This is a genomic window from Enterococcus sp. CWB-B31 (assembly GCF_020567645.1).
Lineage (GTDB): Bacteria > Bacillota > Bacilli > Lactobacillales > Enterococcaceae > Enterococcus_L.
On the sequence record NZ_JAJDJW010000016.1, the window covers coordinates 73,741 to 88,505 of the forward strand.

The window sequence follows — 14,765 nt, forward strand, 5'->3', positions numbered from 1 at the left end:
AAGGAGAGAATAAATTTTAGCTGTTTGCTTCAGTAAATGAAATGAAGGCATCTACAATTACCTGAAGGAAACTCATCGTTCCTTCAACAAGCGTTCCATCATCAGTGATTAATTGAGTGACATTTCCTATATACGCTTCCGGCTGTTGCAATGTCGGAACATTAAGGAAGACAAGTGACTGTCTTAAATGATGGTTTGCTCCAAAAGCACTCAGAGCACCGGGGGAAACGCTGACAACCAGCCCAGGTTTTTTATCCCAGACATTTTGACCATAAGGACGCGAGCCGACATCCAAAGCATTTTTTAAAACTCCTGGAACAGAACGATTATATTCAGGCGTAAAGAAGGCCACCGCATCCAGCTGTTTCACCTGATTTCTAAAAGTTTTCCAAGCCTCTGTTGGTCTTTTTTCATCATCTAGATCCTGATTGTATATTTCTAAAGGCGCCAAATCGATAAATTCAGCTTCATAACCATCTGGCAGCAGACCAGCCAGTGCATTTGCGACCTTTCTAGTATAAGATCCTTTTCTTAAACTTCCTACAAAAAATCCGATTTTTTTTACCATACCTAATTCCTCCATTCTGAAAAAGATTCTATCTTCATACTAGGACTGATGCTATATTATTGCAAGCAAAAGGGCTTTACAAGGCGATTGTATTCTGAATTTCAGTCACGTATAATCGATATAACAGGTGAGGAGGGATTGCTGGTTGAAAAATGAAATTATCTGGAAGAGGAAACTGACGAAAGAAGAAAGACGCCAAGTGTCAGAATTGCTGAAGCAGGTTGAAAACACACAAAGTGTTTATCATAAGTTGGATCCTAATTTTTCAGAAGAAGAAAAATCCTATGCAACACATCTTCTTTATTGGGAAGGGGATCAACTGAAGGGGTATGTCTGGTGCACAAGCTTCGATGCATCATCACTTGAGGCAACAATGATTGTTCCAGATTCCAAGGTTGTACTTAGCGTTTTGCTAAAAGAGGTTAAGCTGTATTCAGAGAAGAATAACATTAAAGAAATTCTTTTTATTGCAGATTCCTCACATTTGTTTTTGACTAAATATCTGATTAATAATCAGTGTAAACTGCTTTTCTCGGAATATTATATGAAATTTCAAATGGATACTTTGGTTGACAGCTTGTCTGCAGCTGTTTCTCTGGTTCAACCAAAATCGGTGAATTTGCCTGATTTAGAGCTTTTGCTAGAAAGGGAACCTTTAGAAGAAGACCTTATCAATACATTGATTTATAAAGAAGAAGGGGAACTGTTGGCTTGCATTCGTTTGGAGGAAGCTTCTGGTTTGTGGGGAATTTACGGCTTTGTAGTAAATGCGAATTATCGAGGCAAAGGAATAGGCAGAAAAGTTCTGTCTGCTGTCCTTCATTCAATTAAGGAAAAAAATCCTGCTGGTATTTATTTAGAAGTTGAGACTAAAAATGTTCCTGCCTACCAATTGTATTTATCAGAGGGATTTCAGGTGAGAAATCAATATAATTATTATGTGTTAAAGTATTAGTATGTTGACCGAATTAAAAATAAGTTATGTTTCTAATCCAATTCACAGAGCCTCTAGACGATTAACGGTTCAGCAGAACAGGCACTAGGTTATGTTCAGAGACTGGAGATCGAGTTGATTAAATAGTGCGGAGATTGAATGTCTGCACACATATCATTCCACTAGCTGTTTCTGCAACAATGGGACAGGCAACTTGTAGACCCCGATAATTTTCAGTCACGATCTGGAATAAAAAAGCTGAATACAGAATGTATTGGAATTTTGTATTGCAGCCCAATTCCTGTTCAGCCTGTATTCAGCTAAGGCAAAAAGATGCCCCTGCCAAGGTGAGTCCACTATACCATGGCAATACCATGAAAAACAACAAAAATAAAGGTGTCAAGAAAAAACTCTTTACAGCTAATGGTAAATCTGTTAAACTAGCATTTGTGATTAAGTTAATGGAGGTGTAATAGAAAATGGCAGTTAAAATTCGTTTAAAACGCATGGGTTCTAAAAAGAGTCCTTTTTACCGTATTGTAGTAGCAGATTCACGTTCTCCTCGTGACGGACGTTTCATCGAAACTGTAGGAACTTACAATCCTTTAAAAGATCCTGCGGAAGTAGTTTTAAAAGAAGATTTAGTGTTGGATTGGTTGTCTAAAGGTGCTCAACCTTCAGATACTGTTCGTAACATCCTTTCAAAAGAAGGCGTGATGAAAAAACATCATGAAGCTAAACTTGAAAAGAAATAAGGTGACTAAAAATGACTGATGTGAAAGAGTTAGTATTAACGATTGTTCGTCCGTTAGTAAGTCATCCAGAAGCTGTTTCTTTGGAAATCAAAGAGTCAGATAATTTTTTTGAATATAATTTGACTGTGTCACAAGAAGATATTGGGCGAGTAATTGGTAAACAGGGACGCGTTGCTAAAGCGATTCGTACAATTGTTTACAGCGTTCGTACAGATGGACCAAAGAAAGTTCGTTTAAATATTTTAGATGGACAGTAATTTTATGCCAGTAAAACATCCATTGTTTTACTGGTTTTTTCTATTTTGCTGAAGGATAATAAGTACAAGGAGGCATTGTTATGGAAAAAGAGCTTTATACTTATCAGAGGCAGCTGGAAACCGGGATGAACGAATATTTTGCCCAGTATCCGATGGAAGAAGGAAAGATATTTGTTTTAGGCTGCAGTACGAGCGAAATACTTGGTGAACGAATCGGCAAACATTCCACATTGGCAGTGGGTCAAGTTGTTGTTGAAACACTAAAATCAATATTAACAGAACGAGGACTCAACCTTGCAGTTCAAGGGTGTGAACATATCAATCGTGCACTGGTTGTTGAAAAAGCAGTTGCTGAAAAATTTGATTTTGAAATAGTAACAGTAATTCCTTCCCTTCAGGCAGGCGGTGCTGCAACAGCAGCGGCGTATCATTCTTTTGAAAAGCCTGTAATAGTCGAAAAGGTTGTCAGCAACGGCGGAATTGATATTGGTGATACATTTATCGGCATGCACGTAAAGCATGTGCAGATTCCAGTTCGTACTTCTGTTAAAGAAATCGGTAAAGCGCATACCACTTATCTGGCTTCCCGACCTAAGCTTATCGGTGGTCCGCGTGCTGTTTACAACTAAAAACGATAAAAAAGAAAACATTCAGTTTTTCACAAAAATTCATCTGAATGTTTTCTTTTATCTTTTTCGAAATACTTTAATATCAAAAATAGAAGAATCAAAAGTAATCTCTGCCTCATCGATCATCAGTCCCAGCAAGCGGTAATCTTTTTCTTCATGATGAGAGATTCCCAGCAGCTCATCATAATAGGATTCAATGCTTGTATCTCTCGGTGTATTTAAGAGCTCAAGCAAGTCCATGACTCCATCCGGCTCTTCATCAATTTTACCTTGCATTTCAATATAGAAGCCCTCCTCAGTAAAATCCAATCCAATCCGAATATCATCAATATTATTAGAAAAGAAATAAGTGAGCAGTTCATCAATAATTCTTTTTGCTTTTTCTCTTTCCTGCATTCATTTTCTCCTTTTTAATCTGTAAAATATTATCAAGCAGAGGCACCATCACTGCTGCCACAAAGCCTGTTGAAAAGCCATTGTTATAGAGATTTAATCCCCCATGAAGAAAGTTCACATTCGTGACGAGAGACAAATGCAGGTAGCCTGCAACTAAGCCATAAATGGGACCATAGTAACCGGCAATAGGTGCCAGGCTGGTACCGAAGATGCCAGCCATGACAACCACCGTCTGATCTATTTGGAATGCTGGAGTGAACTGAGCAGTCAGGAAAACGCCAACAAGTAATGGTAAACTGTTTAACGGATGATTACCGAATGCACTAAATCCGACAGCAGATAGAATAGCTCCTATAATCGGTCCATTCATTGTTCCATGACAAATCACAGTAAAACCGGTAAGAAGAAATCCCATTAAAGCCATATTCATCAACGTAGGCCCAACCGTTGCAATGGTGATGAAATCTGTAATTAATTTACCCGAGGTTTGGCTGATTGTTTTCAACCCCTTGATGGAACAATGATTCAAGAGGAAACCGGAACAAAACATTAAACTGAATAATACGAGTAAAAATAAGAGCATTTCATCATGAAATGAAGTTGAAACCAGATTTTTAACATCTACTTGTCTATCAAATATTTTCAGTGTACTAGTAAACAGCATAGCAATCAAGCCCGAAGTGAAACCGACATTGTAAAGAGAGAAACCTTGGTGGAAATTTAGTACGTGAGAAGCTAGAGGCGGTAAAATAATACCAAGAAAGATTCCGATTATATAACTCAAAGGAATAGAAAGGATTAGGGGTAAAGATAATCCAAATGTGATATAGCTGATAATCGGAGAAAGGGCACTTCCAAATAAACTGACAACAATCACTGAAGAAAAAGGCTTCTTGACAATTTTGCTGTAAATATATCCTCCAATAATAATTGGAATCGAGTTGTAAAGATTTTTACCAAAGAAAGAACAGCCTGAAACTGTAAAGAGGGCGGCTATAAGCGGTCCTGTGATCGGTATGTTGTTTCGCCTGGTTAATAAAACACTGACCAGGGTTAAAATACCGCTATTTAAAAATGCACTGTTGATTGATCCCAATGCAATGTAATCTGTCAATAAATGACTAGGTGATGTAAGTATATTTAATGTCCCGTCAAATAATAGCGGCAGGGAACCGCTGAAAAGACCGATAAAAATTAGAAAGAATGAATAGGAGAGCATAAAAAAATAAGATTGTTTCGTATTTTTTTTCTGAAATTTTGATTTCTCTGTATGTAGTAATGTAAATCTGTCAGTTTTTTTGATCAAAAAATCCCCCCTTAAACCAATATCTATAGTTAATATACCTATAAAGAGCAGTAATAGTCAATATAGAACAAACAAATTATCAGCATTTTCCATATTTTTGGTAATTATTGAGAAAAAAAATATAAAGAACAGTGTAAAATGAGGATGAGGGTAGTGGAGAGAAGTGTTTTTAGGGTTAAAAATAGAAAGGAGACAGTATGGTAAGAAAAAAAGTCTATACAAAAGATCAGATTTTAAATGCTTCCTATAACATTATTTTAAAGGAAGGGTTTTCAGGAATTACTGCCAGAAATGTCGCTGAAAAAATGGGAATCTCAACACAGCCGATCTATCTAGAATTTACAAATATGGAAGATTTGAAAGTTACTTTGCTGACAATGATTCATGGACAATTGGAAAAACAGTATTTTTATAATAAAACAAAAGGAGACCCGGTAATCGATCTTGGGATAAATATCATTGAATTTGCCAAGAAGGATCGTCGACTTTTTATGTATTTATACATTGATCATCATGGATACGGCAAGATGCTGAAGGAATTGTCTTATCAGCACTTTGAGAAACAAATTCAGACATCCCTAAAATATCAGAAGTTGGCGGAAGAATTAATAAAGCGGATTCATGAAAAAATATGGATAACAGCTGCTGGAATTGCTACTTTGTACACTACGAATACAGCTGGGATAACAGAGAATGAAGTATGCCAATTGCTTGAGGAATCTATTCAAAAGTATTCGTCAGCATGATTTCATTATGGCAAGCGTATTCTCAAATAAATAACTGTATGAATACTGAAAGACTGAGACAAACATTCGTTAGCAAAGAACGCTGCCGGGATGTTTGTCTCAGCCTTTCTTTTTACTACAAAAAAAGCATCTGGGAAGAATTCACCCAAACAGTGAATTCCCCGATGCGTCCAACTAATCAATTTTTTTTATTTTGCTTCCTGCAAAATATTGATTTTTTCAATTGTTACTTCGTTTTTAGGCTTATCATTGCTGTCAGTTTCGCTGGCAGCGATTTTATCAACGACATCCATCCCTTTGATTACTTGACCAAAGACGGTGTGTGCACCATCCAAATGAGGTGTACCACCATTTTTGTATGCTTCGATAATTTTGTCAGGCTTGTCTGTTCTTAAAAGCCCGTCAGACATATCATCTGAGTTTTGTACGATAAAGAATTGGCTGCCGTTTGTTCCAGGTCCGGCATTCGCCATTGAAAGAGCCCCTCTTAAATTGTACAGTTGATTGCTGATTTCATCCTCGAAAGGTTCTCCCCAAATACTTTCGCCGCCTGTTCCGTCTCCGTTAGGATCGCCGCCTTGAATCATAAAGTTTTCGATCACACGGTGAAAGATAAGTCCGTCATAGTAGCCGTCTTTAGCATGTGTGATGAAATTTTCAACTGTTTTTGGTGCAATTTCAGGAAACAGTTTAATTTCAATGGAACCTTCTGAAGTCACCATTTCAATCAGGGCTTCGTTGTCTGCAACTTCTTCTGAAAGCTGAGGAAGATCCAACGCATTTAAATCTATTGATTCAGATGAACTTTCAGTTGTAGTGCTTGAATTACTGTCAGCTGAACTTGAACTGTCATTACCATTGCCGCAGGCAGCTAAAAGCAGAACTGAAGCAGCAATTGAAACTGTTGCTGTAAAAAGTTTATTGATCTTCATGTGTAAAATACATCCCCTTTAATATAGTCATCCTAAATATAATAACAAAACATCTACCTGACTACCAGACTATTTTAAAAAAACAGAACAAAATCATAAAAAATTTCATTTATAGTTTAAACTCATCCATTATTCAGATAATTGCTTGCTGAATGTATATCCCTTCAAAATCATAGATAGTTGATAAGTGTAATCGAAGCAGCTATCTTAGGTAACTGATAGAGAGAAGTTAAGTCTTTCCAACCTTATAGGAAGAACTATATAGGTCTGAAGAACTCTTGAAAAAAAGAGATCGCTCTTTTCAAGGGGCTTTCGGTTGGCGTACGTGCTTCATTTCTGCAGACTCCAGATTTTATTCCGTCTTAATAAAGTATTCATAATATTGAGTGGTGGTTTCAGACTGTGAATGCCCTCCAACAAAAGCATGAAGAAATATTTTTCAGAAACTGCAGAAAGTTTTCTAAAATACATGATTATTGATCAGAAAATTTACAATTGATACGTAGTAACTATGTATTTTTTGACTCACTATTTGCTATCAAAAAAAGCGAATGGGAAATACCAGAGAAATTTGGGATTCAGAAAATAAATGGTATGATTTTCACTAGTGTCTTCTTCATACTTTTGTCCTGGAGAATAACAGGAAAGGTGTAGACCATTTTTTTAGCTTCTGTTATAATCAACAGTGACAATCAATGTCAATAAAGAAGAAAACTTAGGAGGCAGCAACAATGGGAAAATTAGGGCTTTCGATTTATCCAGAACGCTCAACTTTTGAAAAGGACAAAGAATATTTGGAACTCGCTCACAAATACGGGTTTAAACGTGTGTTTACCAGTTTGCTTCAAATTAAAGACGATAAAGAAAAAGTTCTCGCTGAGTTTAAAAAAGTAGTTGATTATGCCAACAGTTTGGGTATGGAAGTAATGGTTGATATTAATCCTGAACTATTTGCACAATTGAATATTTCCTATGATGACCTGTCATTTTTCCACGAAATGGGTGCATACGGTGTACGTTTAGATATTGGATTTACAGGCAGTGAAGAAGCAAAAATGACCAGAAATCCATATGGTATCAAAATTGAGATCAATATGAGTACAGGAACCAGTTATGTTGACAATATTATGAATTACTCACCAAATACAGCAAATTTGATGGGCTCTCACAATTTCTATCCTCATCGCTACTCAGGTCTTAGCTATGATCATTTTGTATATTGCTCAGAACAGTTCAGAAAATATAACATTAATACAATGGCTTTTGTCAATTCACATGATGCCACTTTTGGTCCATGGCCTACTTCAGATGGACTGTGTTCACTGGAAGAGCACCGCGATCTGGAAATTGCCACTCAGGTAAAACATTTAATTTTAACTGGCTTGATTGATGATATTTCAATTGGAAATGCCTATGCATCAGAAGCGGAGTTAAAAGCAATGTCAGAAGCTTTCAATGCTGATTTTCCGACATTAAAAGTTGATGCGGCATCAGATATTACTGAAAATGAACGAATTTGTCTGTTTGACAATTTGCACAGCTACCGGGGAGATCGTTCTGAGTATATCCTGCGTTCAACAAGGACACGTATATATTACAAGGACAAAGAATTTCCTGCACATAACACAAAAGACATGATCAGAGGAGATATTCTGATAGATAATGAGGGGTATGGGCAATACAAGGGTGAAACACAGATTGCTTTAAAAGAAATGAAGAATGACGGACGAGTTAACGTTGTTGGAAGGATATCAGAAGATGAGCTTTTCCTTCTAAACTTCTTACGTCCTTGGTCAAGCTTTAAACTAATTGAAAATAAAGAATAGAACATTTAAAGCTTTATGGAAGAAAATGAGCTTTCTATTACTGGAGTGGAACAAAGGTGAACTAAAACCTTGTTCTGCTCTTTTCATTTTTAACTATACTTTTTCAAATTTCCTGTAAAGTAAAAAAGCATTTTTTTCCATCTAATGATAAAATAAAGGAGGCACGGAGGGAAATAACATTGAGAGAAGAACTCGGAATGTTATTCTCAAAACTTCAAGGAATTGCTCAAACAGGAAAGATATTTGAAGAAACAGAGCAACCGGAACTCTCAGGAGAACGCAATGCAGCAGAAGATATTGGGATGCTATTTAAAGAGATCAGTCTTCTGTAATTAAAAATGAAATGGAAAATTGGAGATTAGAATTATGTGGAAAAAGCTGATTATCATTACTATTATTATGGGGATAATTGCTTTGGCGGGAGCTGGGTTTTATTTTTATCAGTATGCTGTTGTTCCTTCAAAAAAGAATTTTATTAAGGATGATACCCCTGGAACAGATGAAATTGGCTCTCCCGAAAAAACATGGTTTAAGGAAGAGGCGAACAGAGAATATTGGAATATAACATCCAATGACGGTCTGAAACTTCAGGCAATCTATTTACCTGCGAAAGAAAAGACGACAAAAAATGCCATTCTGGCTCACGGCTATATGGGAAATGCAGAAACGATGGGTAAATTTGCTAAAATGTATTATGATTGGGGCTATAATGTTCTTGTTCCTGATGCACGCGGACATGGGAAAAGCGAAGGGCATTACATTGGCTTTGGATGGCCTGAAAGAAAAGATTATCTTCAATGGATTGATAAAGTGATTGCAGCAAACGGAGCAGACAGTCAGCTGGCTCTTTATGGAATCAGTATGGGCGGAGCGACAGTCATGATGATCAGTGGAGAAAAGCTTCCTAAGAATGTGAAGGCTATTGTGGAGGATTGCGGCTATACTTCAGCGAAAGATGAGCTCACGTATCAGTTAAAAGAAATGTACAATTTACCGGGCTTCCCTCTAATTGAAGTAACCAGCGGTATCACTAAAATCAGAGCAGGCTACTTTTTGGGAGAAGCCAGTTCAGTGAAGCAGCTGAAAAAGAATAAAACACCCATAATGTTTATCCATGGAACAAAAGATGATTTTGTTCCTTATTCCATGCTTGATCAGGTTTATGATGCGACAGATGCACCGAAGGAAAAATATGTTGTTGAAGGCGCCAAGCATGCGACTGCCATGTCGACAGATTCGGAAACGTATAAAAGGCGGGTTTCAAACTTTCTTGAACAGTATATTGATTGAAAATGAGTCATTTTGCTTAAACCGATCTTAAGCCGATAAAGAAATGGATATTTTAGCAGCTTTTTAGCAATAAGCGACAGAATAATTTGAGCAGCAGAATTAGTGTAATCACTTTTCTGATTCTGTTGTGTTTATTTTGATATTTTCACCAAGGCTTTGCAGATGCAGGAGAAAATCAATGGAATTAACTATACTTTGTCTCGGTGAATTGTTATGATAGTACAGTGAAATGAGGTAAAATAACCTAATGGAAGAAACAATCAATACGTATTTGCACTACTTACAGATAGAACGAGGGCTATCTCTGAATACTCGAAAAAGTTATGAACGGGATTTGGAAAAGTATTTTACTTTTTTAAAAGAAAAGGCAGCAATCCCTTCTTGGGAGGCGGTTGACCGTTACACTGTTTTGGATTTTCTTCAGGAACTTCACAATGATAAAAATTCTCCTGCCTCGGTTATTCGTATGATATCAACACTGAGAGGTTTTCATCAGTTTTTGCGTCAGGAAAGAGTCACAGACCATGATCCCATGCAGCATATCGATTCGCCTAAAAAAGCTCAGAAACTTCCTGATACTCTTTCGGTGGAAGAAGTCACTCAACTTATTGAAACACCGGATGTTTCTAAGCCGCTGGGGATTCGAAATCGGGCAATACTAGAAGTTATGTATGCCACAGGACTGCGCGTTACTGAATTAATTGAACTGAAGCTGGCAGATCTTCATTTGGCGATCGGATTGCTTCAAACGATTGGGAAGGGCGACAAGGAACGAATTATCCCTTTGGGAGATCATGCCATTTACTGGATTGAAAAGTATTTGGAAGAAGGCAGGCCGAATCTGATTAAGTCTCCTTCGAATGTACCGCAGCTGTTTGTCAATCACCATGGAAAATCATTGTCGAGACAGGGGATTTGGAAAAATCTTAAGCAAATTGTTCAGGAAGCCGGAATTAAAAAAAATATCACCCCGCATACATTGAGGCACAGCTTTGCCACTCATTTGTTGGAAAATGGTGCAGATTTAAGAATTGTTCAGGAGCTGTTGGGACATGCAGATATTTCAACGACACAAATTTATACGCACATCACCAAGAAAAGAATGGCTGATGTCTATAAAAAACACTTTCCAAGAGCCTAAAGAGGAGGCGAAACACCTATGTTGATCCCTTATCGAAAGGAACATCAAAAGATTGCAGCAGGGCTGCTGAGTTTTCATGATAAAATGGAAAAGTATCATTCGCTGCTGAATGAAATAGAAATTTATGAGCAAAGCAATAATCTGAGTTTGCTGCTGTGGATTCCTACTCAGGAGAAAAATATTCAGGGGCTTCTGGGAATCGAACAGGAGTCTGCAAGAATGCTGGTGCTTCATGATATAAGTATAAATCCGTCTTTACGTGGAGAAGGGGCAGGGTTTCTTTTATTAAATGAGCTTCAGGAAAATTACAGTGATTGTATGATTAGCGGAACAAATGCCACTGTGGCATACCTGGATAAATGGAAGCAGAAACAAGGGAATTGATAAAGTAGAAAGTTGGATATATTTTGCAGGAAATCAATATAAAATTAGATATCTTTGAAGGCCCGCTGGATTTATTGCTTCACTTAATCAAAAAGCTGGAGATCGATATCTATGATATCCCAATTACTGCTGTAACAGAACAGTATATGGGCTATATACATGCCATGCAGTCGCTGGAGCTGGAAATTGCCGGAGAATATCTTGTTATGGCTGCTACATTGATGGCGATTAAAAGTAAAATGCTGCTGCCGAAACAAGAACTGGAAGTCACTGATGAAGAAGAACTCGAAGGAGAAGATCCGAGAGAAGCTCTGGTTACTCAGCTTCTTGAATACCGAAAATTTAAGTATGCTGCCGGATTACTTCATGAAAAAGAAGCGGAACGCAGCTTGTACTATACAAAGGAACCGATGGATATTGAAGAATACAGGGAAGTACAGCCATTGCTTAAACCGAATCAACTAAATACCATTGATTTATTTTTGGCTTTTCATTCCATGCTTGAAAAAAGGAAAAAACGTCAGCCGGTTCAGACAACTGTGACAGGTGAGGATGTTTCGATTGAGATGAAACTTGCGGAGCTGACAGAAAAGATCGGGTCGCTGCATTCAAATGAGCCGGTCGAACTGGATTCTTTTTTTGAAAGCTATTCTAAACAGGAAATTGTAACAACGTTTATGGCTTTACTCGAGTTGATGAAAAAACATCTGGTCCGCGTTGAACAGGAGTCAAATTATGGTTCGATTTTTCTGTATAATGCTCAGAGCAACAATGAAACAACAAATGATTTGGAGGAAACAACGTGACGATGATGAGTCAAGTCGAAGCAGTTCTTTTTGTAGTGGGGGATGAGGGGATCAGCTTGGAAGAGCTGGCATATCTATTAAATCTACCTACTGCAAAAACATTTGAAATTGTATCTGAATTGATGAAAAGATATGAACAGGATGAGTGTTCGGCATTAAATATATTAGAAGTGGGGAATCAGTTTGTTCTTTCTACAAAGAAAAAATATGCTCCTTTGCTGAAAAAATATGCTCAGTCGCCAATCGCCAATAATCTTTCCCAGGCAGCGTTGGAGACACTGTCAATTATTGCTTATAAGCAGCCTATTTCAAGAGTTGAAGTGGACGAAATTCGTGGAGTGCAGTCTGCCGGCTCTATTCAAAAGCTGGCTGCTAAACAGTTAATAGTGGAAAAAGGTCGGGTTGATGGGCCTGGTCGGGCAATATTATATGGTACGACTGATTATTTTATGGATTATTTTGGATTGAAAACTTTGGATGAACTTCCAGATATTCAGGATATGGAAGAGGAAATTAACGAAGAGCTGCCTTTGGATCTCTTTTTTGATCGATACAAGAATGAACTTGCTGAAACAGAGATGCTAGAAGAGCCGGAGAGTGAGGAGAAAGAATAACATGGAAAGACTGCAAAAAGTAATTGCTCATGCCGGGATTGCTTCACGCCGAAAAGCAGAAGAATATATTGAGCGGGGAAGAGTAAAGGTCAACGGAAAAATTGTTAAAGAGCTGGGAACAAAAGTCAGCAGAAATGATCTGATTGAGGTAGACGATGTGCCGATTTATCAGGAAGAAAATGTTTATTATCTTTTTTATAAACCAAAAGGGGTTATTTCCTCTGTATCTGATGATAAGGGCAGAAAAGTTGTTACGGATTTTTTCCCAAGTGTTAAAGAGCGAATTTATCCTGTTGGTCGTTTAGATTATGATACATCAGGGATCATTCTTTTAACAAATGACGGAGAATTTTCGCAAAAGCTGATTCATCCAAGCCACGAAGTAAATAAGGTGTATGTGGCTAAGGTAAAAGGACTTCCTAAAAAACATGACTTGCAGCCTTTGAAAAAAGGTGTTCGCGTTAAAGGTTACAGAACGGCTCCGGCAGATTTTCAAATTCTGTCAGTGGACTTGAAAACAAACACCGGTATTGTTGAACTGACGATCCATGAAGGGAAAAATCATCAGGTCAAAGACATGTTTCAGGCTGTAGGTTATCCGGTGCAAAAATTAAAAAGAGAAAAATTTGGAAATCTGACATTACAGGGACTTAGACCTGGGGAATATCGCAGTTTGAATAAAAAAGAAATCAGCAGTCTGCTTAATGAGGCAAAATAGCAGCACAATGAATAATTAATCTGTGCTCGAATTTTGCCAGCCTGTTTCCTATTCACTTTTATTGATAGCGGATAGTTAGTAAAAAAATAGATGGTTATTATGTATCAATTGCAAATTTTATGATCAAGGCCCATGTACTTTCTATCGCTTCATAAAATATTTCTTCATGCTTTTGTCGTGATTGTGAGATGCTAAACTATTGCTTTTTTGCAGAAGTGATGTATAATTGGGATGTATTAAAAATTAAATAAAGGTTCGTCTTCAGGGGCAGGGTGTAATTCCCGACCGGTGGTTATAGTCCACGACCTACTTATTGCAAGTAGCCGAATTGGTGTAATTCCAATACCGACAGTAAAGTCTGGATAAAGAAGATAGGGCTTATTTGAATAGCTTTCTTTCAGATAAGATGACTCTAACTCTATTTTTCCCTGCAGAAAAATAGAGTTTTTTTCTGCAGTTGAAAGATTTGTAAGAGGATGTTTAAATGCGGAACATCTAAAGAAAGTTCGCTTTTTGAATGGTTCGTTTGAAGATGGATCCTTGTCAGGAGGATTTCATGAGAAACAGTAAGGTACAAAAAATGGTTGGCGTGGCAATGTTAGCTGCTCTTGGTGCAGCATTGCAATTTATTGATTTTCCATTGTTGCCGTCGGTTCCTTTTTTAAAGATTGATTTCAGTGACATACCGGTGATGGTGGGCATGTTTTTATTCGGTCCATTTGCTGGGATCGTTACAGCATTTATTCGTTCTATGCTGCATTTGTTGATGACAGGACCGTCACCGCAGAACATGGTCGGAGATATTGCCAGCTTCCTGGCTTCTACAATGTTCACGTTGCCGATGTATTATTTCTTCAATAAAGGCTCGCATAAGCTGGTAAACAAAGCAGCCGGAATTGTAACCGGTATTCTGATGATGACTGTATTTATGAGCATAGCAAATTATTTTGTGATTACGCCATTGTATTTGAGACTTTACGGAGTCAGTGCACAGGAATTTTTGGGAAGATCAATGGAAAGCTACATCGCTGCTGCAATTGTTCCATTCAACTTAATTAAAGGAGTTATTATCAGCAGTGTGTTTATGCTGTTCTATGTGAAGATACTCCCTTGGTTAAGCAGAAAGCAAAATCAGCTGGGCAATCAAACAACCGCAAAATAAGCGAAGCATCTCCATTAAAAATTGTAAAAGAAAGACCTTCCTGCTCTTTTGGGCAGTGAAGGTCTTTTTTAGATACTTTGTCAAACAGTCATGAGCCATACTATTCGTTTATCCTGAATACTGAAAGTTATTGATAATTTTTCGTATAAATTTGGACTGATGAGTGATTTTATAAAGACCCAAATTTCAAGAACAAGTTAGCCACTTTTCGAAATAAGTGAAAAATGTCTGTTATCTCTACGTTCCGTTGTTGATTTGATTGTGAGTTGGTGTGTGGTAGTCTGATCAGGACAGTCTGGTA

General features: G+C 37.5%; 18 protein-coding genes and 1 riboswitch. Of the genes, 14 read left to right on the forward strand and 4 right to left on the reverse strand.

The genetic code is table 11. From position 1 onward, the window contains the following. Positions 1 to 16: 16 nt before the first annotated feature. On the reverse strand, positions 17 to 568 hold the full coding sequence (locus tag LI954_RS13080) for an NADPH-dependent FMN reductase (RefSeq protein WP_229440957.1): 552 nt from the start codon (positions 566 to 568) through the stop codon (positions 17 to 19). A gap of 145 nt (positions 569 to 713) precedes the next feature. On the opposite strand from LI954_RS13080, the gene LI954_RS13085 reads away from it, so the two are divergent. From LI954_RS13085 to LI954_RS13100, 4 genes are all read left to right on the forward strand, one after another. Continuing rightward, positions 714 to 1,523, forward strand: coding sequence for a GNAT family N-acetyltransferase (locus LI954_RS13085; protein ID WP_229444687.1), 810 nt, complete (start codon positions 714 to 716; stop codon positions 1,521 to 1,523). Positions 1,524 to 1,981: 458 nt separating this feature from the next. After that, a complete protein-coding gene (rpsP, locus tag LI954_RS13090; RefSeq protein ID WP_202066131.1) occupies positions 1,982 to 2,257 on the forward strand; it encodes a 30S ribosomal protein S16 in 276 nt (91 codons plus the stop codon). 11 nt (positions 2,258 to 2,268) lie between these two features. Next, positions 2,269 to 2,514, forward strand: a complete 246-nt coding sequence (locus tag LI954_RS13095; protein ID WP_202066133.1) for a KH domain-containing protein — start codon at positions 2,269 to 2,271, stop codon at positions 2,512 to 2,514. Positions 2,515 to 2,594: 80 nt separating this feature from the next. After that, the gene (locus tag LI954_RS13100) at positions 2,595 to 3,143 is read left to right on the forward strand and encodes a TIGR01440 family protein (protein WP_202066134.1); all 549 of its coding nucleotides are present in this window, start codon (positions 2,595 to 2,597) and stop codon (positions 3,141 to 3,143) included. Positions 3,144 to 3,200: 57 nt separating this feature from the next. Here LI954_RS13100 and LI954_RS13105 read toward each other — a convergent pair whose 3' ends face one another. Both LI954_RS13105 and LI954_RS13110 read right to left on the reverse strand, forming a co-directional pair. Then, a complete protein-coding gene (locus LI954_RS13105) occupies positions 3,201 to 3,539 on the reverse strand; it encodes a hypothetical protein (RefSeq protein WP_229444688.1) in 339 nt (112 codons plus the stop codon). Then, on the reverse strand, positions 3,505 to 4,845 hold the full coding sequence (locus LI954_RS13110; protein ID WP_229444689.1) for a DUF1576 domain-containing protein: 1,341 nt from the start codon (positions 4,843 to 4,845) through the stop codon (positions 3,505 to 3,507). The genes LI954_RS13105 and LI954_RS13110 overlap by 35 nt, the downstream gene beginning before the upstream one ends. Before the next feature lie 197 nt (positions 4,846 to 5,042). On the opposite strand from LI954_RS13110, the gene LI954_RS13115 reads away from it, so the two are divergent. Further along, positions 5,043 to 5,591, forward strand: coding sequence for a TetR/AcrR family transcriptional regulator (locus LI954_RS13115; protein WP_229440960.1), 549 nt, complete (start codon positions 5,043 to 5,045; stop codon positions 5,589 to 5,591). A 188-nt stretch (positions 5,592 to 5,779) separates the two neighbouring features. Here LI954_RS13115 and LI954_RS13120 read toward each other — a convergent pair whose 3' ends face one another. Further along, positions 5,780 to 6,523 carry a peptidylprolyl isomerase gene (locus LI954_RS13120; RefSeq protein ID WP_202066137.1) on the reverse strand — a complete coding sequence of 248 codons (744 nt, stop codon included), beginning with the start codon at positions 6,521 to 6,523 and terminating at the stop codon, positions 5,780 to 5,782. Between the two features lie 731 nt (positions 6,524 to 7,254). On the opposite strand from LI954_RS13120, the gene LI954_RS13125 reads away from it, so the two are divergent. From LI954_RS13125 to LI954_RS13165, 9 genes are all read left to right on the forward strand, one after another. Then, a complete protein-coding gene (locus LI954_RS13125) occupies positions 7,255 to 8,349 on the forward strand; it encodes a DUF871 domain-containing protein (RefSeq protein ID WP_202066138.1) in 1,095 nt (364 codons plus the stop codon). Positions 8,350 to 8,528: 179 nt separating this feature from the next. Further along, a complete protein-coding gene (locus LI954_RS13130) occupies positions 8,529 to 8,681 on the forward strand; it encodes a hypothetical protein (RefSeq protein WP_229444690.1) in 153 nt (50 codons plus the stop codon). A gap of 34 nt (positions 8,682 to 8,715) precedes the next feature. After that, on the forward strand, positions 8,716 to 9,639 hold the full coding sequence (locus LI954_RS13135) for an alpha/beta hydrolase (RefSeq protein WP_229444691.1): 924 nt from the start codon (positions 8,716 to 8,718) through the stop codon (positions 9,637 to 9,639). Positions 9,640 to 9,886: 247 nt separating this feature from the next. After that, the gene (gene xerD, locus LI954_RS13140) at positions 9,887 to 10,780 is read left to right on the forward strand and encodes a site-specific tyrosine recombinase XerD (protein ID WP_202066141.1); all 894 of its coding nucleotides are present in this window, start codon (positions 9,887 to 9,889) and stop codon (positions 10,778 to 10,780) included. Positions 10,781 to 10,798: 18 nt separating this feature from the next. Further along, positions 10,799 to 11,164: an N-acetyltransferase gene (locus LI954_RS13145; RefSeq protein ID WP_202066143.1), complete on the forward strand. Its 366-nt coding sequence runs from the start codon at positions 10,799 to 10,801 to the stop codon at positions 11,162 to 11,164. 23 nt (positions 11,165 to 11,187) lie between these two features. Next, positions 11,188 to 11,970 (forward strand): segregation/condensation protein A, encoded by a 783-nt coding sequence (locus LI954_RS13150; RefSeq protein WP_202066144.1) that lies wholly within the window; start codon positions 11,188 to 11,190, stop codon positions 11,968 to 11,970. Further along, positions 11,967 to 12,584: an SMC-Scp complex subunit ScpB gene (gene scpB / locus LI954_RS13155; protein WP_202066153.1), complete on the forward strand. Its 618-nt coding sequence runs from the start codon at positions 11,967 to 11,969 to the stop codon at positions 12,582 to 12,584. Before LI954_RS13150 ends, scpB begins: the two co-directional genes overlap by 4 nt. A gap of 1 nt (position 12,585) precedes the next feature. Beyond that, positions 12,586 to 13,302, forward strand: a complete 717-nt coding sequence (locus LI954_RS13160) for a pseudouridine synthase (protein WP_202066155.1) — start codon at positions 12,586 to 12,588, stop codon at positions 13,300 to 13,302. A gap of 253 nt (positions 13,303 to 13,555) precedes the next feature. Beyond that, a riboswitch (FMN riboswitch) is annotated at positions 13,556 to 13,679 on the forward strand. 179 nt (positions 13,680 to 13,858) lie between these two features. Beyond that, positions 13,859 to 14,464, forward strand: coding sequence for an ECF transporter S component (locus LI954_RS13165; RefSeq protein ID WP_202066163.1), 606 nt, complete (start codon positions 13,859 to 13,861; stop codon positions 14,462 to 14,464). Positions 14,465 to 14,765: the final 301 nt, after the last annotated feature.